Raw genomic sequence first — 21325 nt, 5'->3', positions numbered from 1 at the left:
AGCGGAAATAGGGGGCGCCCATTAACAAAATATGTTTAGGGCAAGAGGTTAGCTGTCGATCGCTGCTTCTTGAATGGAGAGATGCAGATTGTGGTGCTGAGCAATAGACGGGCTTGCAATAGCTCATTTCCAGCAATAATTATGAGCTATAGAGAGGGATTCTATAACTCATGAAATGGAACTGGCAAAACACTGACTGGCCAAACTTCAGATACGACACCGCAAGCCTGATATCGTTGGAGCAGAAATTCTTGCAGTCCGCCGGCGAGGTTATCGGTGCTGTTCGACATTTCAACGATGACGACAGCAACCAACTTCGCATTGAGTTGCTAAGCGACGAAGCGGTCAAGACCTCAGAGATTGAGGGGGAATTTCTGGACCGCGTGAGTGTCCAGTCATCACTCCGCCGGCAGTTCGGGCTAAACACTGATGATAGCCAGATCCGCCCCCAAGAGCGGGGGATCGCCGAGATGATGGCGGATGTCTATCGAAGTTGGCATAGGCCGCTGTGTCATGAGGGACTGTTCCACTGGCATTCAATGCTGATGGCCGGAAACCGATATATTGAAACGGTTGGTGCTTACCGCACGCATGAAGACGCCATGCAGATTGTATCGGGTCGATTGGACAAACCCACTATCCACTTCGAGGCTCCCCCATCTCGCCAGGTTGCCGCTGAGATGGAGACCTTCAGCACATGGTTCAATCAATCCGGGCCAGATGGTCAAACGTCGCTTCAAGCTTTGACGCGCGCCGCAGTAGGACATCTTTACTTTGAAAGCATACATCCATTTGAGGATGGCAACGGCCGAATTGGACGCGCGCTCGCCGAGAAATCCCTAGCGCAAAACATAGGGCAGCCAAGCCTCATTTCACTCGCCTTCACAATCGAGAAGCGCCGGAAGGCCTATTACTCAGAGCTTGAGCGGCACCAGCGCACGCTTGATATCACCGACTGGGTCATTTTCTTTTCAGAAACTATCCTGGATGCTCAACAGGCGACGCTTGAGCGCGTAGATTTCTTCATCCAGAAAGCAAAGTTCTATGATCGTTTTCGGGACAAGCTGAACGAGCGGCAAGAAAAGGTAGTCGCGCGCATCTTCAAGGAAGGCACGGCTGGCTTCAAGGGAGGTCTAAGTGCCGAAAACTATATCTCGATCACAGATACATCCCGCGCTACAGCAACACGCGACCTTCAGCAACTCGTGGAGATCGGTGCACTGACGCGTACGGGTGAACGTCGGCATACTCGGTACTCACTGTCATTGCAGAAATAATTCGCTACCACTCCAATGAACACCACCAAAGTCATTATCTAGGCGAACGGCTGTTCAAGTCCTTTCAAGTCGTCGAAGAAGAGCGTAGCCGTTAGCCTGAGACTGGGTCTCTTTCAAAGGCATACTGATGCCGCAGTTCTCGTGCTAGACGTCATGACTAGAGACGTCATTGCATGATCAAAGTTTCTGCCGCTTTCAGCCGTTGCGCGGTTTACTTCGACACATTCATAAGCGCCTGGACGGTTCTCCCTATTCGGAGTTGGATTGCTGCTCGGCTCCACTCCCGAAAGCGTCACAATTGGGGTCCAGAGGTGGGCAATGGCATGACGGGCACCGATGGTACCACCTCATGTTCTCAATTCTGGAAATCTACTAACTTCTGGATGGGAGTTCTGCGTTACACTTATTCCTACACAACGCCAGGATGATACTGGCAAAAAAGGGTGCATGCTGCAATCGCAACTTAGTCTTCTTGCTCCTAAGCCTCTTTTCAAAAGTCAAATGATCGCGGGTTTTGAGTGCGGACTGGTCAACTGCGGTCGACACGATTTGCTTATGACAACGCGGCACACGCCATCAAAATCTATGCGGCAGCATTATCGGATAGTGCGAGAGCATGGGATGGCGACGATCCGCGACGGTCTTGTGCCAGGCCATCGCATTGTCGAGCGTCTACGGGCAGCCCAGGCGGCTGAGACTGAGAGCATTTGGGACCTGTCTCACTATCATCGAAACCCTGATCCAGCTTCATGGGCGACGTTGGTCGCGGAAGCTGCCTTGTCGCTGTCGCCGGACACGCACCTGTGGCTATGTCCAGTCAACGAACCTTCGCTTTATCCAGCGCTTACTGGGATGCCCCGCCACGAGGCTGTGGAGATGGCGGTTGAGATGACTCGTGTCGCGCGCGACTATCATCCTAACGTCGGAATTTTGACCAATGATCCCATCGCTGGGGTTGGCGAACGCCAGTTCCAATCGACCGACGGGATCGTGTCTGCCGTCGATGTAGACGTCGTCGGCATAAACTATTATCCGCACACGGCGCGGACGGTCTTGTCAAAAGTGTTGATGAAGACATGGCGTCGGTACGGTAAGCCAATCATGGTATCGGAGACCAGTTGGCACGATGGTCACCCCGACCACCATTCTCGACACCCGGGGTTCAATAAAGGCAGTTGGCTGCAACATGTTGTCGATCAGGTTGAGATTGCTCGCTTTCGAGGTGTCGAAGTCGCTGGCATTTGGTGGTACCCGATCGTTGACCTTCCACCGTGGCACGCCCCGCGCTCACGAGACCGGTGGAGCCACGGGTTGATAAAATCCGATCTTACAGTGGACCCAGCCCTCTCTGCTGAGCTTACGGCGATGCGTCTCCGGCTAGCTGGTTAAAAACATGGCCGTCCCTCTCGGTCGCCGACATTTTCACGGACGCACTGCGCCTTTTCAAGTATTTCGGTGACGTGAAGTGGTGTCCTACTTGTGATGTGAAAACCATGTCACGGCTCGTGTCTATGAAACCTTCGATGACCAGATGGCTCACTCGCTGCGATAGATGCCGTCGATAGTGGGCCACCGCAACCATCGCTGTGTTCTCTTACCCAATTGAGGGCGGCGGCCGAGGATACTGCTAAAACCTATGCCAAAACGAACGCTTCCAGCGCAGCACCGATAAATGCGTCTCTGGCAATCCGGCGGATAGTTTGCCGCCAACCGCCATACTGCATAGTCGTTCTGCTTCGTCGTAACGCGGGCCATGCTCGGCTGGCCAACGATTGTTGAGAGCTTCGAATCCTTCCCAGGGCCTCTAATGGCATCAGAAATACCCGTTCCGATTCGAACCGAAACGGCCTTGCTCCATTGAATGGACATGGTTTTCCTTGGATTGTGGTACGTAACGTTGAAGATGATCGCAGCTTCGCGACGAGTCATCGGCTCCGAGACCTGGGGGCCTGAGACGAAAGCCTCTTACCGCCGTATTGTTCCATTCGTCTTGTGAACGTCGACCGAGTCAGACGCGTCGTAACTGTTTTCCATCGCCCTATTCCACGAGGCATGACCAAATACCGACATTCGGCCATCCGACAATGCAATCTACAGCCGACATCTACGGATCGGGCAACGTTAATGGGCGCTTCCTGATGAAGCCGTACCGCATGGACGATGTGTTCACGGCTTTCACGAACATAATCTAGTCCAACGCACCCGATGTCGACTTCAGGCAGGCTCTTTGACCCCGAGCGTCAATGACAGAGCGTGGGACAAGCTATCAATCGACATCGGCTTGTTGACGACCGGCACATCTGAAAACCGCAGAGGAACGTCGGCGCCGTCGCTATAGCCCGTTGCGAACTTAAACGGGATGCCCCGCCGGATGAGTTCGTCTGCAACGGCTTCAGACGTTTCCTGCCCGAGGTTGAAGTCGAGGATGGCGAGATCAGGCAGGGCGACCGTGATCATTTCCATGGCCTGAGATACCCGTGCCGCGGTCATGACGTCAGCGCATGAAAGTTCCAGATGCATCTTAAAGCCGCACACGGTCATTGTAAGGCGAGAGCTGTTGACCATCAACTCGTCCTAACCAATACGCTTTCCTGATTCCTCATCAAAGAGATGGATTGCGCCCCGTGAGAGGGACAGCTTTTGACGGCTGCCGACGTCGAATTGGGGCCGGTCGCGAAGCACGACGGAAATTGATTTTCCGTCCATCAGCATTTCCAGGAATGTCTCGGATCCGGTCGGCTCGATGTTTGTCACCGTGGCTTCCAGACCGGTCTCGGCGCCGATATCGATTTCCTCCGGGCGCTTGCCGACGAGGATCTTCTGACCGGGCCGGGCGTCTGCCGGGGCTCGGATGCCCGTAGGGCGGCCGCCTGCAAGGACGAGGCCGCCATCGGCGACGACAGCCGGGAACAGGTTCATGGCCGGCGAACCGATAAACTGCGCGACGAAAGCATTGGCGGGCCGATCGTAAAGTTCAAGCGGGGTGCCGACCTGTTCGATCCGCCCGCTCTGCATCACCACGATCCTGTCGGCCATGGTCATGGCCTCGATCTGATCGTGGGTGACGTAGACCATTGTCGTGCGAAGCCGACGATGAAGCGACTTGATCTCGCCCCTCATCTGCACCCGTAGCTTGGCATCCAGGTTGGACAAGGGCTCGTCAAACAGGAAGACCTGTGGATCGCGCACGATCGAGCGGCCCATGGCGACGCGTTGCCGCTGGCCACCCGAGAGGGCCTTCGGCTTGCGTTCCAAAAGAGGTACGAGGCCGAGGATTTCGGCCGCCTCCCGTACCCGCCTCGACTTCTCTTCCTTGCTGGCACCGGCAAGGGTCATGGAGAAGGCCATGTTCTCTTCCACCGTCATATGGGGATAGAGGGCGTAGTTCTGAAAGACCATCGAGATGTCGCGGCTCTTTGGCGGCAGGTCGTTGACGACCCGGTTGCCGATCGAGATCGTACCGCCGGAGATGTCTTCTAGGCCTGCGATCATGCGCAGGAGCGTGGACTTGCCACAGCCCGACGGCCCCACCAGGACCACGAATTCGCCGTCGGCGATCTCCGCGTCGATCCCGTGAACCACTTCCAGGCTGCCGTAGGTCTTGACGACCTTGCTGATCGTGACGTTCCCCATGATGCGTTCTCCTAGGCTGCCCGGATACGGATACGGGTCGACGACAAGGCGCCCTCGTAGATCTCCATGCCGGCTGCGCCGCCGGCAAAGGCGTCATCCTGCGCCTCGAGCGTGACTTCGCCGACGGTAACGCTCAGGCGATCGCCCTTGGCTGTAGCAACCATGGTGAACGCTGTCTCGAAGGCCGTTTCAAGCGGCACGGACGCAAGGATGGTCTCGTCGGCATCGCGACGTCGGACGATTTGAAGCTCGCCCTGGCGCGTGACACGTGCCGCGTAATAGCGCCGTTGTCCTTCCGCCCGCAGGACAAGGCCACCGTAGTCGCCCAGGTGCAGCATCAGGTCCGCCTCGACGGCATAGTCCGTCCAGTCGCGTGTTCCCTGCAGGATGATGCCGGAACCACGGTTCTGGCTGATCCGGATATCCTGCGGAAAGTGCTTCGAGAAGAAATGGACGTTGGAAACCCAAGCCCGCCGCCAGAAATCGCCCGCACCCTGCGGCCGGCGGAATGTGACATCCGGGCATCCGTCCCAGGTCAGTGCGGAGAGAAGAATACGCCCGTCGGCGCGTCCATCGCGCGAGACAAGCACCACGCCAACCTCGGCGATCGGCTGGTAGCCCGTTTCCGGCACGACCCATTCGAGCGTAACCGTTTCTCCCGCCGACAGTAGCTTGCCCATCGGCATGTCAATGTCCGCCAGAGTGTCGTCGCTCGTGTAGTGCCGGATACGAAGCTTCGCTTCGACCGTCCCTCTGTTCGCCTTATCGGCGTGGACATGGGCGCGAAGTATCTGCCCGGCGTGAAGGCGCGGGCTCGCCATAAGGTCGTAGGTTCGCATCTTGAGGACGTCGTGGGGTATGAAGACCGGCGTCGTGGTTGCTGCCTCGCGGCCCGGAGCGAGCGCCTTGAAGTCGATCGCAAGCGCCGTATCGTTACCGCTCACCCTCAGATCGTCCACCGCAATCTGGCTCGGCTGCGGACGGAAACCCTGAACGGAACCGGGAAGCGAGAAATGAAACTTCGCGCCGTCCTTGGGTGCCGGTTGGGCCGGGATGCCTGCAAGTTTGCGGCCGAGATTGGCAAGCCAGAGCGAGATATCGACCGCATCAGTGATCGAACGGCCGCCATCTGCCGAGGAGATATACAGGCGGTCGGCAACGGGTCCCCGCCAGTCGGGACCGGCCTCGAGCCCTTCAAGTCCAAGCATGATGCCGTGAAGGCAACCAAGGTTGCCAGCGTTGCAGTCTGTGTCCCAGCCGGATGTGTTAACGATCATCTGCCCGCGCTGGAAGTCGTGCGGCGCGTGGAGCAGCGCCATGATCATCAATGCATGGTTCGGCACCACATGGCAGTTGCCCGGGTATTTGTCGTAGCCGTACGTATCCTCGATCTTCTGTCGCGTGGCTTCCCAGTCCTCGTTGCCCGATGTCCAGGCGCGGATGTCGGCGACAAGCTTGGCGATCAGGCTGTCCTTTGGAATGTAGGACAGACCCGTATCGAGGAGATGATCGACATCCTTGCTGAGAAAGGCCTCCGCCTCCATGGCTGCCCAGAGGACGGCCGCATTGACAGATTCTCCGTCATGGCTGACCGAGCCGGCGGCACGAGCCAGTTTCGCGGCCTGGGCCGGGTTTCCCGGCGAGACCAGTGCCCAGCCGTCAATGAAAATCTGCGCACCGATCTGTTCTGCCACAGTGGCGCCGTTGGTCTCGATCGAGCCTGAGGCCGGTGCGGGTATGCCGCGCGCCAAATTGAGCCAGGCCGTGTGTTCGGTCGAATTTCCAGCGCCGCCCCACCAGAGGATCGAGCGCTCCTCGATGATGTAATTCAACCAGGCCTTGCCGATATCTTCCGCGGAGAGATCCGGCGAGATGCCATAGTCGTCGAGCGCTCTGGGGAAGGTGAACGTGCCGGCGATATCGTCGTCGGTCACCACCAGTGGGTCGCCGAGCCGCTCGTGGACGTAATAGGTGATCGGGCCGAGCTTCTCGAGGATGTCCTTGTAGCGCCAGTTCTCGAAGGGACGGCCGAGATAGACGCCGATGAGCTTGCCGAGGACGCCCGCGTATACGCGGTTGGTGTAGTCGGTGGGAATGGACATGTTATGCTCCTGTTAGCCTTTCACCGAGCCGCCAGCCATGCCGTCGATGAAACGGCGCTGCAGCAGGACGAAGAGGACGACAATGGGAAGGACGATAATGAGGGCGGCGGCCATGATGACGCCCCAGTCGGACGCGTACTGGCCGGAGAGAAGAAAGAACGAGACGACAGCCGTCAGCTGATCCTGTCCCTGCAGGAAGGTGGTCGCGATCAGAAACTCGTTCCACGAATAGAGGCCGATGATGAGCGCGACGGTAAGGATGCCGGGCGAGACGATTGGCAGAAAGACCCTGGTAAAGACCTGCCAGTGGGTTGCGCCATCGATCAGCGCGGCTTCCTCCAGCTCCTTCGGCACCGCGAGGAAATAGGTTCGCAACAGCATGATCGCGAAGGGGGAGTAGACCGCCGTGTAGATGAAGGCGACGGCAATGGGATTGTTGATCAGGCCGAAGCGGGCAAAGCCGAAATAGAGCGGGAACAAGAACAGCTGGATCGGCGCCGTCGTACTGGCCAGCAGGTAGAAGGTCAGGATCTTCCACGTCTTGATCTTGCGTCGGGCAAGAACGTATGCCGTCAGCGAACCGGTCGCACAGACAAGGACGATGGTCATGGCCGTGAGAACGGCCGAATTGAAGAGCGTGCGACCGAAATTCGCGTCGCTCCAAGCTCGCGTGAAATTATCCCAGCGCAGGTGCGTAGGCCAGGCCAGCGGGTTCTGGACGATCTCGGCCGAAGGTTTGACGGCGTTGAGCACCATCAGCGCTATTGGGAAGAGCGTGATGATCAGCAGAACAGCCAGCGTGATATGGACCATCCACTGCGTAAGTCGGCTTTCGGTGATGTTCATTGATCGAACTCCCTGGCCTGGACGCGGATATAGACAACAGTTGCTGCAAGGCCGAACAGGCTGATGACAACGGAAATTGCAGCAGCCTTGCCGACGGCGAGGTCGTAGAACGCTGACCGGTAGGCGAAGGTGGACAGCACTTCGGAGGAATAGGCGGGACCTCCCTGTGTCAGGATGTAGACGAAGTCGAACACGAGGAAGGACCAGATCACGGTCATGATCATCATCAGGGTGATCGTCGGCATGATGCCGGGCAGAAGCACGTAACGGATCGTCTGGAAGAATGTGGCGCCTTCAACCCGGGCGGCCTCGATCTGCTCGGAGGGAACTTGTCGGAGCGCCGCAAAAAAGATGACGCAGAGAAACCCCCACCAATGCCAGAGATCGACAACGGCGATGCCGTAAAGCGCGCTGGAGGTCTCCGTGAGTGGGTTTGCGACATCGATGCCGTAGCGTTGAAGGAGGCCCGTAATGCCCGTGACGGGGGAGTAGATCATGCCCTGCCACACGCGGCCCGTGATCGCCGTCGCGATAATGACGGGCAGAAAGTATATGACCTGAAAGAAATTGGCGCTCCGCCGCGCAACGAGCATCATGGTTGCGGCTAGGAGCCCCATCGTGATGGGAACGATGAGAAAGATGATCGTCCACACCACATTGTTGGTGAGCGCGGTCCAGAAGACGCTGTCGTCCCAGAGTGTGCGGAAATTGTCGAGGCCGACGAAGATCGGATCGCTGATGCCGTCCCACTCAAAAAAGGCGAGCATGACCGTCATCAGCGCGGGTATGGCGATGATGACGATATTGATGATCAATGTCGGCAAGACGTAGAGACGGTGCATGAGGTGTACCTTTTGAAACCAACCAGTCCGCCGGCTCCCACTGCGTGATGGGGGAGCCGGATCGCGGGCACCGTAGCCGGCACCCGGCGGTTCGGGATGACGAGGATCAGCGTGCCGGGACGGCGGGTACCTTTCCGGCCTTCTTTTCCTTCTGGAAGGACGTGTCCAGCTTGGTGAGGAAGTCCTGCGTCGTGCTCTTCTTCAGCCACACCTCCTCGATGCCGTTGATCAGGTAGCTGTCCGTCGCCGGCGGCAGAAAGGTCCAGGTCGTGTAGCCGTAGTCACCATCGCTGACGGCGGCAGTCAGGGTCTTCATCGTTTCAGTGAAGAGCGGGGTGACCTCACTTGTCATCTTCACGGTGGAGATGTCCTTCAAGGGAATGTTCCATTCGCCTTGCCAGGCGGAGTTCATGGTCCCGTAGACCTCGGGCGAGAAGACGTAGTTGATCACCGCTGCAGCGCCATCCGGGTTTTTCGCGCGCGTGGCGATGGAGAACGTGGAGCCGATGCCGAGGGGGAAGACGGGATCGCCGCTGGCACTTGGGAAGCCCACGAAACCGGACTCCGTTCCTGCCTTCTTGCCGTAGCTCGCGACATTTTGGAATTGCCAGGTGCCGGTCGGCATCATGCCGGCGCGACCGGAAGCCATCATGTCGGCCGCCTGCTCGCTGCTTGTCAGCGAAAAGTAGTTCTTGCCAAAATAGCCCTTCTGCCACCAGCCGTCGAGCCGGTCGATAGCCTTGACGAAAGGTTCGGACGTCCAGGGCAGCTCGCCGCGCAGCGCCTTGTTCATGTTCTCCGGGCCGGCGACCGAGTTGAGAGCAAGCGTCACGAACCATTCGTTGGCGCCGCGCCAGTCGGCATTGCCGGCCGCAAAGGGCGTTACACCTGCCTTGAGCATAGCGTCGGCCAGCGTCTCCAGCTCATCGAGCGTCTTGGGTGCCTGCCAGCTGTTTTTCTCGAACAGGGTCTTGTTGAAGAAAAGACCAACTGTTTCGTACGTCTTCGGCAGTGCATAGATCTTGCCGTTGTACTCACCCATCTTCAGGAAGACCGGGAGAATGCGGTCCTGCCATTTGAACTTGGCGGCATAGTCGTCAAGTGCCATGAGTTGGCCGGACTGGGCCATCGGGGCGACATAGCTCGGGCCTGCGGTGTAGACGACATCAGGGCCATTGCCGGAGAGCATGGCGACGCGCAACTGCTTGTCGAGTTCGCTGCCGCGATAGTCGACGCCCAGAGCGCTGTCCGGATGCGCGGCGTTAAAGGGCGCTATGATGTTCTCCTGGATAAGTTTCTGTTGCTCCGGCGTGGCCTGTTCATACCACCAGGATACGCCTCCCTGGCTGAACGCTGCATGTGCGGTGCCGAGCAGCAGCATAGCTGCGATGGCAAGTGAACTCTTCCTCATCAAGTTTTCCTCCCTGTTTTGATCTGGTGGCATTGGGGCTGTCGGGGTGCGGCAACGGAAGCCCGGATGATCAATTCGAATGGCATTTCCTCGGTTCGACCAGGATCGATGTGCCCGCTGGCAAGACGCGTAAGCATGCAATCCGCAGCGCGCGCTCCCATTCGATCCTGGAATTGTGCGACCGTCGTGAGCGCAGGCGTGACAAGAGCAGATGCCAGAATGTCGTCGAAGCCTGCCACCGATACGTCAGCGGGGATGGAAAGGCCGTTTGCGATGAGACTTTGCATGACCCCGATTGCCATGAGATCGTTCGCAGCGATGATCGCGGTGACAGGGCGGCCGGTGGCCAAAAGGTCATCTGCAGCCTTGCGGCCGCCGTCGACCGTGAAGTGAGACGCCTCCAAGGCGATTGGTTCTGCCCCGATTGCTTCCATTGCGTTGAGATAGCCTCTCAGGCGAACCTGCTGTGGGCCACCCGGCGCTGCGATCATTGCGATCGCACGATGGCCGAGGTCTCCAAGGTGTGTCGTTAGCGCATGCGCAGCGGCTTCGTTGTCTATGAAGAGATCGTCGATCGGCAGCGGTCCGCCGGATTTGCGGCTGGCCTCGATCCGCACGACTGGGATACCCGCCCTTTCAAGCGGGGCGAGGTCTTTTGCTCCGAGTCTGAAGAAAACGCCGACGATGCCGTCGAAGCGCCCCTGTTGCGCGGCCGCCACCACCTGTCTTTCGTTGGTCAACTCACCTTCCGTGTCGATGGTGATGACTTCGTAGCCGGCGGCACGAACAACCCGTTGCACTGCGACAACGAGACAAGGATAAAAGGGGTTGGCAAGATCCGGGACAACGCAGGCAATAACATAGGTGCGACTTGTTCTCAGCGCCTGGGCAAAGCGGTTTGGCTGGTAACCTAGGTCCGCAATAGCCGTTTCTACACGCTCAGCCGTTTCAGTGGTGACCTTATCGCGACCACCATTCAAGACAAGAGAAACTGTAGCTTGTGCGACGCCTGCTCGTTCAGCGACCTGCCGTTGGGTAACTCTACGATCCCGCATGATCTCCTCCGTTGATACGTAGCAACACTAATTGCTACGTAATAAATGGTCAATATTTAGGACTAAAAAACACCCGTTGACCTCTACACATCGCCGAAGCCAAGCGCAGCCATTTTATCGCGAGCGATAGAAAGGGACGATTCGACAGGGTTACGACAATGCTTGTGTGGGGAGGGAGGGGCAGGGCGCCCTTTTGTAACTTCCCAAAAGCTGCATTCAGCGCTGTAATGCCTGATGCGGTGGCGGATGGGAGACCGAGAGCCCTTTGGGACATCAAGCCCGTGGGAGAGCAAGGGTCTCCGTCCGCCGTTCCATCGAATCCGAACAGTCGCCAGGGCCGCTTGCACAGGCAAAGACCGTTTAGGCAAGGATGGGATAAGATGGATATCGTGGTAGGGATTGATGTGTCGAAGGATGGCCTGGATGTGGCCGTGGCGCCGTCAGGTGGGGTCTTCGAGTTGGCCAACACGCAAGCCGGCATCGACGATCTGGTGCAGCGCTTGCAGCCGATCGGCGTCCACATGGTGGCGCTCGAAGCCACCGGCGGCTTCGAGACAGCGGCCGTTGCCGGACTGTCCGCAGCCGGGTTTGCCGTTGTCGTGGTCAACCCAGCCCAGGTGCGCGCCTATGCCAATGCGCTCGGCCGACGGGCCAAGACCGACGCCATCGATGCGGCGGTGATCGCCGCCTATGTGCTGGCGACCAGGCCCGAGCTTCGGCGCTCGTGGCCCGCAGGCGACAAATCGTCCAGATGATCGTGGCCGAAGAGAACCGGGAACGCATGGCGTTCGCGAAACAGGCACAGAAGAGCATCAAGCGTCTTCTCGTGGCTCTCCGGCGCGAGCTCGAAAGCCTCGACAAGGACCTCGACGACCACATCCGCAAGTCGCCCGTCTGGCGGGTGCGCGAGACGCTGCTCACCTCCGTGCCAGGCGTTGGGCCGGCGACGGCGCGCACGCTTCTCGCCGAGATGCCGGAACTGGGCAGCCTCGACCGGCGGCAGATCGCGTCCCTCGCGGGGCTTGCCCCCTGGACCCGACAATCGGGCACGTGGAAAGGCAAGAGCTTCATCGGCGGAGGTCGGGCCAAGGTGCGGGCCGTGCTTTTCATGGCCGCTCTCGTTGCCAGCCGACACAACCCAACCCTCAAGGCCTTCCGAGACCGTCTTGTCGCTGCCGGCAAACCCAAGATCGTCGCCGTCGTCGCCACCATGCGCAAACTGCTCACCATCCTCAACGCCATCATCAGGGACGGAAAACCATGGCAAAACGCTTGACTGTCAAGTCAGTCGCTTGTTGGAGAGCCGTTTGCGTCAGACAATTGAATTTTCCAGTTCCTTTGAGAGTGTCGGCTGAAGGACAGTGGAAAACCGCGGGCATGGGGGAGATGAAATCGGACATCTTCACAGGCGGGCCTCGTCGCTCAGTCGAACGGGCATATCGCGCAACAGCCATTAAGGCTGGAGCGGGAACATGCCTTTCGATCATTTCGGAATCCGGCACAACGGCCTCCCGCCGCGTTGTGCGGATTGCAGGCCAAGGCCTGCGGCCGAGTTATAAATCGAGGGCACGAAAATTTTCAAGGTGTAAATTAGAGGCGGATGATTGAGGCACCCAAGTCGTACGGATCGGCTAGAGCTGCCATCATTGGAAGCACCTTGGAACTCCCAGTCAGCTTTTCGGCAATACAGGCGGATTTGTGGATAGGCATCAACTACCGGACGATCCCCTTCTTTGGCTAAACGGATGCGACGCTGTCCTTCAACTCATCCAGTGGTCCTTCGAGGGCCGTCCGTGGGAGCACAAGCTGAGGCTCGATCAGGACAATGCGGGGCGCATCTTTCGTTGTGTCCACAAGCTCAAAACCTTTTTCGAGCATGTCCGTAATATTCGGTCTGATCATGTAGACGGGAAACGGCAGGAAGGATCCGAAGGGGTCATAGTCAAAACAGCCAACGACGATATCGCCGAAGGCTTCGCCATCGTGCTTGCCCATGAAGCGAAGCAAACCCTCGAAATTGATCGACGAATTGATGAAGAAGCAGCGCGGCAGTCGTCCGTGGCGCTCATAGAAGCGTTCGAAGGCAAGCGCGGTCATGCTGGGCGAATAGCCGGTGCTTTCCATGTCGTCGCCTGTAGAGGGCCCCAGGATCTCCGCTTTCGCAGCATGGAAGCCGATGGTGCGCTCGCGGCTGGCGTGATCGTCGCGACCGCCAAACATGTAGACATCATCCGGATTGAGAGGCCCCGCTTGCTGGGCGTGCCGGATGATCGCCGAGGTCAGCGTCCTCGCACCCTGCCTGTTATCGGAAATGACCGAAGAGGCCAGTGTGCCCGGCAGGTCGATATTGACATGGGGTACTCCCGCCCGAACGCAAACGTTATGAACGCCGTCCGGATCGGTTGCCCCGACAATGAAAAGCGAATCGATGGAATAGGCGACGAGCTGCTCGACAGTCCGGCGCTCCTCGTCCGGATCACGGCGACCTGCGACCACGAGCGGCAACAGGCCGCGTGTGCGGGCCTGCAATTCAAATGTTTGCGCCATGGAGGAGAAGAAGCGCGTATCATAGACCGGCAGAAGCAATCCCGCCAATCCCGACCGCGAACTCCTGAGCGCCCTGGCCTGCTGGTTGGCGGTGTAGTCATGTTCCTCTGCCAAGGAGATGATCTTTTTGGCGGTCTCCTCCGAAATGCGGCGCTTGCGCCATGTGCCGTTCAGGACAGCACTCACCGTCGAAGCCGATGCGCCTGATTTGACCGAAAGGTCGTAAATCGTTGCTTTCCTCTGTTCCTTTTCAGTCATTCCTGAATCACCCCTTACATCTTGCATGTTGTAAATGGCAGACCCTCTTGACGAAAGCCCGCTTGGTGATAATGTGCCTGCACCATCGATTGTGCAACGTAGAAATATCGATTGTGCCGGTGGTTCGCTTGAGGAGCGACGAGGGAGGAGCCTGTATCAGGCACAGGAAATTCGACCGCTGGGCACGAGCTCTTGCAGGCAGGCATTTTCGCGTCAGGGATATTCTAAGGAGGAGGACCCCATGAAGAAACTTATTTCAGTTGCGCTTGGCATTTCGCTGGCGCTGTTCGCATCGACGGCATCATTTGCTGCCGAAACAAAAATCGGCGTTGTCGTGAAGATCGGTGGCATTCCATGGTTCAACGCCATGGAGGCAGGCATCAAGGAGCGGAGCGCAAAGCTCGGGGTCAATGGTTTCATGGTGGGTCCCACCAGTGCCGACCCGGCCCTGCAGGTTCGCGCCATCGAAGACCTGATCGCTCAGAAGGTCGACTTTATCGGCGTAGTTCCCAACGATGCCAAAGTGTTGGAGCCGGTTCTGAAGAAGGCTCAGGCCGCTGGCATTAAGGTCATCACCCATGAATCGCCCAAGCAGGCGGGTGCAGACTGGGATTTCGAGCTGGCGTCCGCGAAGGGCTTCGGCGAAGCGCATGGCAAGCTTCTCGCCGAGAAGATGGGCGGCAAGGGCTCCTATGCCGTTTTCGTTGGCTCGCTGACAGTGCCTTTGCATAACGCCTGGGCCGATGCGGCGATCGCTTATATAAAGGCCAATTATCCGAACATGAAGCTGGTGGGGGATCGTTACGGCGTTGCCGAAGATCTCGACAAGAGCCGTTCTACGGCGCTTGACCTCATGTCGGCCAATCCCGATCTTGCCGGCTTCATGGCGTTCGGTTCGCAGGGTCCGATCGGCGCTGGCCGAGCCGTGGAAGAGCGTCGCAAGGATGGCAAGATCTTCGTTGTGGGACCTTTCTCTCCGGGACAGGGCGCCAAGTTGATCAAGAGCGGCGCATTGACGGGCGGCTTCATGTGGAACCCGAAGCAGGCCGGCGAAGTCTTCGTGACCCTTGCCGACCGCATTACCAAGGGCCAGACACCGGCTGCCGGTGAGACCATCGAAGGCCTCGGCACCATCACGCCAGATGGTAACACAATCGTCGTCGATCAGCTTTTGAAGATCGACAAGGAAAGCATCGATAAGCTGGTTTCCATGGGGCTCTGATCCTCCCTGAGCCTGAGGGCTGCGCGGGCGGCAACGTCCGCGTGGCCCACTTCTTTAAAAAATGCAAGTCAGTCGAATGGTCGCGCGGCAAGCGTGGGCAGACGGAGTACACGTTAATGACGGTCTCACACCCGCTTCTCTCCCTGAAAAACATCAAGGTTACGTTCGGCGGCGTCCGTGCCCTGAAAGGCGTATCCTTCGAGGTCAATCCGGGGGAAGTCCATTGCCTGGCGGGGGAAAACGGTTGCGGCAAGAGCACGCTCATCAAGGTCATCACTGGGGTTTATAAGCCGGAAGCTGGCGCAGAACTTCTATTTGACGGCAAACCGATCGCCGCGATGACACCGACGCTGGCCCAGTCGCTCGGCATTCAGGTGATCTGGCAGGACCTTGCGCTTTTCGGCGAAATGTCCGTCGCTGAAAACATAGGCTTCCAGCTTGCGGTGAAGGGCAAATACGGCCTGATCGACAAGCGCGCCATCGAGGCTGCAGCGGAAAAGGCACTGGCCCGACTGGGTGTCAGCCTGGACGTTCACCAACCGCTCAAGGAATTGCCGATCGCCCAGCGTCAGATCGTGGCGATCGCCCGTGCGCTGGTCGGCGAAGCGCGTCTTGTCTTCATGGACGAGCCGACGGCGTCGCTGACGCAATCGGAAACCGACTATCTGATCGAGATTGTCCGCAATCTCTCGGCGTCCGGTGTCGCCGTGGTTTTCGTTTCTCATCGTTTGGGGGAAGTGCTTGAGATCTCCGACCGCATCACCGTACTGCGCGACGGGGCACTTGTTGGCGTCTATCCCGTCGAGGGCATGACCCAGTCACGTGTGACCGAACTGATGACCGGCCGCAATTTCGACAGTGCCGTCATCGCCTCCGATCATGACGATGCGCCGGTCGTTCTCTCGGTCAGAAACCTGACGCGCAACGACGAATTCAGCAATGTTTCGTTCGATCTCAGGCGCGGCGAAACATTGGGTATCACCGGCCTTCTCGGTGCCGGACGCACGGAACTGGCGCTCACTCTGTTTGGAATGCGCCAGCCGCATTCCGGCGAGATCCTGCTGGAGGGAGAGAAGGTCAGCTTTGGGTCAAACAGGGACGCGATCCGCGCAGGTGTTGCCTATCTTTCCGAGGATCGCTTGTCGCTCGGTCTCAACCAGCCGCAGTCCATCGCCGACAATCTCGTGATGGCCTCGCTGAACCGCATTTTGTCGGGGGACTCATCTCGTCGACCCGCAAGTCTCATGTCGTTTCGCACTGGATTTCGGAACTCGGCGTCAAGATCGGTACGCCGGATGATCCGATCCGCACCCTTTCCGGCGGCAACCAGCAACGCGTGGCGATTGCCAAATGGCTGGCGATAGGCCCCAAGATTCTGATCCTCGATGCACCGACCGTTGGCGTCGATGTCGGGGCGAGGGCCGGCATATTCGATATCGTCCGAAAGCTGGCGACCGAAGGCCTTGCGATCATCCTCATCTCCGACGAGCCGCCGGAAGTCTATTTCAACGCCGACCGCGTCATCCACATGGTGGAGGGTCGTTTCCAGGCTGTCTACGACCCGCGCCAAACGTCGCTTACAGAATTGGAGTCCACCGTCTATGCGTAGGCTCGTCTTAGGTCATTCGACCGAAACCACCCTCATTGCCGTTATGGTTCTTCTCTGCGTCGGCCTGTCTTTCGGGACGGACCGCTTCCTGACCGTCGCCAACGCCTTCGACGTGTTGAACATTTCCGCCGTCAACATCATCTTCGCGGTCGGGCTTCTGGTCGTGTTGATCTCGGGTGGCATCGACATTTCCTTCGCCGTCGCCGCTTCAGTCGCGCAGTATCTGACGGTGCTGGCACTTGGCGCTCTGGGTGGCGGCAATTGGGCCGAAGGATTTCTGATTGCAGGCGTCGTTGGCACCGGCCTTGGGCTGATCAACGCCTTTCTGATCTACCGGCTGCAGATCATTTCGATCGTCGCGACCATATCGACCTTCAACATCTTCTTCGGCCTGTTGATGTTCTTCACCAAGGGGGTGTCGATCTACAACTTGCCGGACTGGCTTTCCAACCGTGTCGTCTTCTACGAACACGAGATGGCGGACGGGTCATGGGTTGAACTTACCCTGCCGGTCGTGGTGATGATCCTTTGCTGCGTCGCCACCTCGTTCATGATCTCGCGCACGACGACCGGCCGCAAGCTCTACGCTTTCGGCGACAACCCGGAAGGTGCGCGCCGTTTCGGCATCAATATCGGTGCCATGCACTACATTTCCTTCGGCTGGCTAGGCCTCATGGCCGGTATCGCCGGGCTCATGCAGGCGCATTACGCGCAGGAGGTAGTGCCGAACGCGCTTTATGGCCGAGAGCTTGATGTGCTGGCTGCGACAGTGCTTGGCGGCGCGCGCCTCGGTGGCGGCAAGGGGTCGGTGCTTGGCTGCGTGCTGGGCGTCCTCCTGGTTTCCATCACCCAGAACGGGCTCAATCTGATGGGTGTTTCCCCCTTTGCCTTCAAGATGATTGTCGGGGCCATCATTCTCGCCGCCATCACGCTTTCGTCCGCCCGGCTCGACAAGCTTTTGCCTGAGGCCCTAAAGAGTTCCTCCCGAAAAGGAAGCCAGCGCTCATGAAGACCTTTGTGCAGAAGTTCAACGCGACCTTCGGTGCGGACATGGGCGGTCCGGTCATTGCCTTCGTGGCCGTCATGCTGATCTTTGGTCTTGCGGCGGATAATTTCCTGTCGCTTGCCACGTTCGGCTCGGTTGCCTTCCAGCTTCCGGAACTCGGCCTGCTGACGCTGGCCATGTTGCTGCCGCTTCTGACCGGCGGCATCAATCTCTCGATCACCTTTACGGCCAATCTTGCAGGCCTTGCGGCCGCCTGGGTGCTGCAGGCGCATGGTGGGGCGGATGCTTCGGTCAGCGTCTTCTTGCTGGCCTGCCTTGCCGCACTTGCGACCGGTGCCGCAGCCGGCGCCTTGACGGGCGTTGCCATCGCCTATACCCGCGCGCACCCCATCCTAGTCACACTTTCGATGATGATCTTCCTGCGCGGGCTTGGAGAGTTTCTCACGCGCGGCGGCGATGTTTCGGGCTTTCCGGCATATGTGGCGCCGCTTGGCCACGGATCGCTTCTCGGCCTTCCTATCCCGCTCCTGATCTTCATTGTCTGCGTTGCCGTGTGGCACGTGTTGTTGAGACGCAGCAAGCTCGGCTTCGGGCTGTTGATGATTGGCTCCAACATGGAAGCGGCCCACTATTCCGGTCTCAACACGCGCAAGATCGTCGTGCTCGTCTACACGCTCTCAGGGATCATGTGCGCGGTCGCCGGCATCATCATGCTCGCCCGGTTCAATTCGGTGCGCGTTGGCCATGGCGAATCCTATCTTCTGATCACCGTGCTCGCGGCATTCCTGGGTGGCGTCAATCCGTTCGGTGGGTTTGGTCGGGTGCTGCCGGTCTTCGTTGCATTGGTCGTCCTGCAACTCCTGTCATCCGGCCTCAACCTGATGGGCGCGAACCAGCATCTGGCGACAGCACTCTGGGGCGTGTTGATGATCGTGGTGATGGCGGCACGAACGCTTGCTTCGAACTATCGCTTTTTCAAGAGAAAGAAGGCCTGACGTGCAGGGACTTGGCATACATGCAATGATGTGGACCACGGTGTGGGACCACGCAGGGGCAGAGCGCGCCATCGAAGGAGCGGCCCGCTACAAACAGGATTTCATCGAAATCCCTCTGATCGATATTCCGTCTGTCGATGTGAAACACAGCCGCGGCCTTCTGGAAGAGCACGGTCTTCGGGCTGCCTGTTCGCTGGTGATGCCTGAGCCTGCATGGCCGTCGCAGCGCCCGGATGCTGCCGTCGAACACCTCAAGGCTGCGCTGGACACGGCCGCCGAGATGGGCGCCGAGGCGCTGACCGGCGTGACCTTTGGCGGGACCAATGAGCGCACCGGCTTTCCCCCCACCGAAGCGGAATACGATAATGTTACCCGGGCGATTGAGGCCGCAGCGAGGCACGCCAAGAGCCTCGGACTTCAGTTCGGCATCGAAGCCGTCAATCGCTATGAGAACCATCTCGTCAATTCTGCGGCCCAGGCCGTTGCGCTGGTCGAGCGGATTGGCCTCGACAATGTCTTCGTCCATCTCGACACCTTCCATATGATGATGGAGGAAAAGGGTGTGGCAAACGGCATCATCGCGGCCCGCGACCACCTCAAATACATGCACATGTCTGAGAGCGACCGCGGCACGCCAGGCTACGGAAACGTGCCGTGGGATGCGCTCTTTTCGGCACTCGCCGCCATCGGCTTCAAGGGTGTGCTGACACTCGAGAGTTTTGCCGGAATGCCGGTCGAGATGGCGGGCGCCATCTCGACATGGCGTCCCGTTGCCCGCGACGCTGACGAGGTCTTCGAAAACGGCGTCTCATTCCTGCGCAACAAGGCGGTTCAGTACGGGCTGGCGTGAGCTGGGTTCGCACAGACAGGGTGGAGGCATCAAATGGCTGATACGGTATCATCGGGGATCGTGGCGACGGCAGGAACCATCGCCACGGTGTCTGCCGAGCGCTTCGACGCGCTGGGTCGCCGGCGAGTTCTCGTCGCCATGGCCGGCGCACCGGGTTCCGGCAAATCGACGCTGGCGGAACAGGTTGTTGATCTGCTGGCATCACAACACGGTCTTGAAGCCGCGCTTTTTCCCATGGACGGCTATCACTATGATGATGCCGTGCTGAACGAGATGGGTCGGCGTGCCTTCAAGGGCGCCATCGATACCTTTGATGCGCACGGTCTGCGGCACATGCTGCAACGGTTGAAGGCGAATGAAGACGATGTCATCGCGGTTCCCGTCTTCGACCGGTCGATCGAGATTGCCCGCGCTGGCGGTCGGCTCATTCCCCAGTCAACGGAAATCATCGTCTGCGAAGGCAATTACCTGCTGGCACAGCAGGAGCCCTGGAACCGGCTGAAGCCGATCTTTGATCTCACCGTTTTCGTAGATGTCCCCTTGGAGGACTTGCGGCAACGGCTTCAGAACCGCTGGCGCGGCTTCGGCCTTTCTCCTGGGGAGATCAACAAGAAGGTTGAAGAAAACGACCTGCCGAACGGCATCTTCATCGCAGCCAACAGCGCCGAGCCCGATCTGCGCGTGAGCAATAGCGGGTAAGCCGACCTGCACATCAGCAAGCCACTTAAGATTTCAATTCCAAAGGGAGACATTCATGAAACACGGCATCTACTATTCCTATTGGGAGCATGAGTGGAGCGCGAAATTCGGCCCCTATATCGAGAAGGTCGCCAAGCTCGGCTTCGACGTGATCGAGGTGGCTGCGCACCATATCAATGACTATGACGACGCCGAACTTGCCGCCATCAAGCAGAGTGCCATCGACAATAATATCATTCTGACGGCCGGCATTGGCCCGTCGAAGAGCAAGTATCTGGCCTCGCCCGACGCGGAGGTGCGCGCGGCTGGCAAGGCCTTTTTCGAAAAGACGCTGAGCAACGTTGCGAAGCTCGATATCAAGACGATCGGCGGTGCATTGCACTCCTATTGGCCAGTCGATTATTCGCAGCCGGTGGATAAGGAAGGCGACTGGGCGCGCGGTGTCGAAGGCATTCATGGTATAGCCGATTTCGCCAACGATCTCGGTATCAACCTGTGCATCGAGGTGCTGAACCGCTTCGAGAACCACGTTCTGAACACCGCAGCCGAAGGCGTCGCCTTCGTCAAGGAGGTCGGCAAACCGAACGTCAAGGTGATGCTCGACACCTTCCATATGAATATCGAGGAAGACAGCTTCGGAGATGCGATCCGCACCGCCGGATCGCTTCTGGGCCACTTCCATACCGGCGAAAGCAATCGCCGTGTCCCAGGCAAGGGCCGGATGCCCTGGCACGAGATCGGTGCCGCCCTCCGCGAGATCAACTACAGCGGCGTGGTCGTCATGGAACCCTTCGTCAAGACCGGTGGCACCATCGGCTCGGACATTCGCGTCTGGCGTGACCTGACCGATGGTGCAAACGAAGCCAAGATGGATGAGGATGCTCGCAATTCGCTGGCGTTTTCAAGGTTTGTCCTCGGCGGCTGACCTGTCGCCCTGAGATATCTCCAAGCGAGGTTGGTTCTTCGGTCAAGA

At 58.7% G+C, this 21325-nt stretch carries 16 protein-coding genes and 3 pseudogenes; 10 read left to right on the top strand and 9 right to left on the bottom strand.

Annotated elements, in window-relative coordinates; translation table 11 throughout:
* Positions 1 to 170: 170 nt before the first annotated feature.
* Entirely contained in the window at positions 171 to 1277 is a 1107-nt protein-coding gene (locus ACQY1J_RS02905) for a Fic family protein (protein WP_113110355.1), read from the top strand.
* Between the two features lie 621 nt (positions 1278 to 1898).
* Positions 1899 to 2666, top strand: coding sequence for a glycosyl hydrolase 53 family protein (locus ACQY1J_RS02900; RefSeq protein ID WP_430249307.1), 768 nt, complete (start codon positions 1899 to 1901; stop codon positions 2664 to 2666).
* Positions 2667 to 2904: 238 nt separating this feature from the next.
* On the opposite strand, the pseudogene ACQY1J_RS02895 reads toward ACQY1J_RS02900, so the two are convergent.
* From ACQY1J_RS02895 to ACQY1J_RS02860, 8 genes and pseudogenes are all read right to left on the bottom strand, one after another.
* Positions 2905 to 3066 (bottom strand): annotated as a pseudogene (locus ACQY1J_RS02895) (DUF982 domain-containing protein); the annotation flags it as partial.
* 425 nt (positions 3067 to 3491) lie between these two features.
* Positions 3492 to 3842 carry a hypothetical protein gene (locus ACQY1J_RS02890; RefSeq protein WP_430249306.1) on the bottom strand — a complete coding sequence of 117 codons (351 nt, stop codon included), beginning with the start codon at positions 3840 to 3842 and terminating at the stop codon, positions 3492 to 3494.
* Positions 3843 to 3851: 9 nt separating this feature from the next.
* Positions 3852 to 4910 (bottom strand): ABC transporter ATP-binding protein, encoded by a 1059-nt coding sequence (locus ACQY1J_RS02885; protein WP_430249304.1) that lies wholly within the window; start codon positions 4908 to 4910, stop codon positions 3852 to 3854.
* A gap of 11 nt (positions 4911 to 4921) precedes the next feature.
* Positions 4922 to 7012: an ADP-ribosylglycohydrolase family protein gene (locus ACQY1J_RS02880; protein WP_430249302.1), complete on the bottom strand. Its 2091-nt coding sequence runs from the start codon at positions 7010 to 7012 to the stop codon at positions 4922 to 4924.
* 12 nt (positions 7013 to 7024) lie between these two features.
* A complete protein-coding gene (locus ACQY1J_RS02875) occupies positions 7025 to 7858 on the bottom strand; it encodes a carbohydrate ABC transporter permease (protein WP_430249300.1) in 834 nt (277 codons plus the stop codon).
* Positions 7855 to 8700 (bottom strand): carbohydrate ABC transporter permease, encoded by an 846-nt coding sequence (locus ACQY1J_RS02870; RefSeq protein WP_062460173.1) that lies wholly within the window; start codon positions 8698 to 8700, stop codon positions 7855 to 7857. Before ACQY1J_RS02870 ends, ACQY1J_RS02875 begins: the two co-directional genes overlap by 4 nt.
* Before the next feature lie 106 nt (positions 8701 to 8806).
* Complete coding sequence (locus tag ACQY1J_RS02865; protein WP_430249299.1) at positions 8807 to 10111, bottom strand: ABC transporter substrate-binding protein; 1305 nt, start codon at positions 10109 to 10111, stop codon at positions 8807 to 8809.
* Positions 10111 to 11166, bottom strand: coding sequence for a LacI family DNA-binding transcriptional regulator (locus tag ACQY1J_RS02860; protein ID WP_092662610.1), 1056 nt, complete (start codon positions 11164 to 11166; stop codon positions 10111 to 10113). The genes ACQY1J_RS02865 and ACQY1J_RS02860 overlap by 1 nt, the downstream gene beginning before the upstream one ends.
* A 380-nt stretch (positions 11167 to 11546) precedes the next feature.
* Between ACQY1J_RS02860 and ACQY1J_RS02855 the strand changes: the two are divergent.
* Positions 11547 to 12442, top strand: a pseudogene (locus ACQY1J_RS02855) (IS110 family transposase).
* A 461-nt stretch (positions 12443 to 12903) separates the two neighbouring features.
* Here the strand turns inward: ACQY1J_RS02855 and ACQY1J_RS02850 are convergent.
* Entirely contained in the window at positions 12904 to 13971 is a 1068-nt protein-coding gene (locus tag ACQY1J_RS02850) for a LacI family DNA-binding transcriptional regulator (RefSeq protein ID WP_092662612.1), read from the bottom strand.
* Between the two features lie 241 nt (positions 13972 to 14212).
* Between ACQY1J_RS02850 and ACQY1J_RS02845 the strand changes: the two genes are divergently transcribed.
* From ACQY1J_RS02845 to ACQY1J_RS02815, 7 genes and pseudogenes are all read left to right on the top strand, one after another.
* On the top strand, positions 14213 to 15193 hold the full coding sequence (locus ACQY1J_RS02845) for an autoinducer 2 ABC transporter substrate-binding protein (RefSeq protein ID WP_092662614.1): 981 nt from the start codon (positions 14213 to 14215) through the stop codon (positions 15191 to 15193).
* Positions 15194 to 15309: 116 nt separating this feature from the next.
* Positions 15310 to 16802 (top strand): annotated as a pseudogene (locus ACQY1J_RS02840) (sugar ABC transporter ATP-binding protein).
* Positions 16795 to 17811, top strand: a complete 1017-nt coding sequence (locus ACQY1J_RS02835; RefSeq protein WP_430249296.1) for an ABC transporter permease — start codon at positions 16795 to 16797, stop codon at positions 17809 to 17811. Before ACQY1J_RS02840 ends, ACQY1J_RS02835 begins: the two are co-directional and overlap by 8 nt.
* On the top strand, positions 17808 to 18803 hold the full coding sequence (locus ACQY1J_RS02830) for an ABC transporter permease (protein WP_430249295.1): 996 nt from the start codon (positions 17808 to 17810) through the stop codon (positions 18801 to 18803). Before ACQY1J_RS02835 ends, ACQY1J_RS02830 begins: the two co-directional genes overlap by 4 nt.
* Before the next feature lies 1 nt (position 18804).
* On the top strand, positions 18805 to 19653 hold the full coding sequence (locus ACQY1J_RS02825; RefSeq protein ID WP_430249294.1) for a sugar phosphate isomerase/epimerase family protein: 849 nt from the start codon (positions 18805 to 18807) through the stop codon (positions 19651 to 19653).
* A gap of 33 nt (positions 19654 to 19686) precedes the next feature.
* Entirely contained in the window at positions 19687 to 20352 is a 666-nt protein-coding gene (locus tag ACQY1J_RS02820) for a nucleoside triphosphate hydrolase (RefSeq protein ID WP_430249292.1), read from the top strand.
* A 55-nt stretch (positions 20353 to 20407) separates the two neighbouring features.
* Complete coding sequence (locus ACQY1J_RS02815) at positions 20408 to 21277, top strand: sugar phosphate isomerase/epimerase family protein (RefSeq protein ID WP_430249291.1); 870 nt, start codon at positions 20408 to 20410, stop codon at positions 21275 to 21277.
* The last annotated feature ends 48 nt before the right edge of the window (positions 21278 to 21325 follow it).

The sequence above is a fragment of the Neorhizobium sp. DAR64860/K0K1 genome (assembly GCF_050500205.1).
GTDB classification, from domain to species: Bacteria; Pseudomonadota; Alphaproteobacteria; order Rhizobiales; family Rhizobiaceae; genus Neorhizobium; species Neorhizobium soli.
Note: the sequence above shows the minus strand (reverse complement) of the source record. Positions and strands in the feature narration are given on the sequence as shown.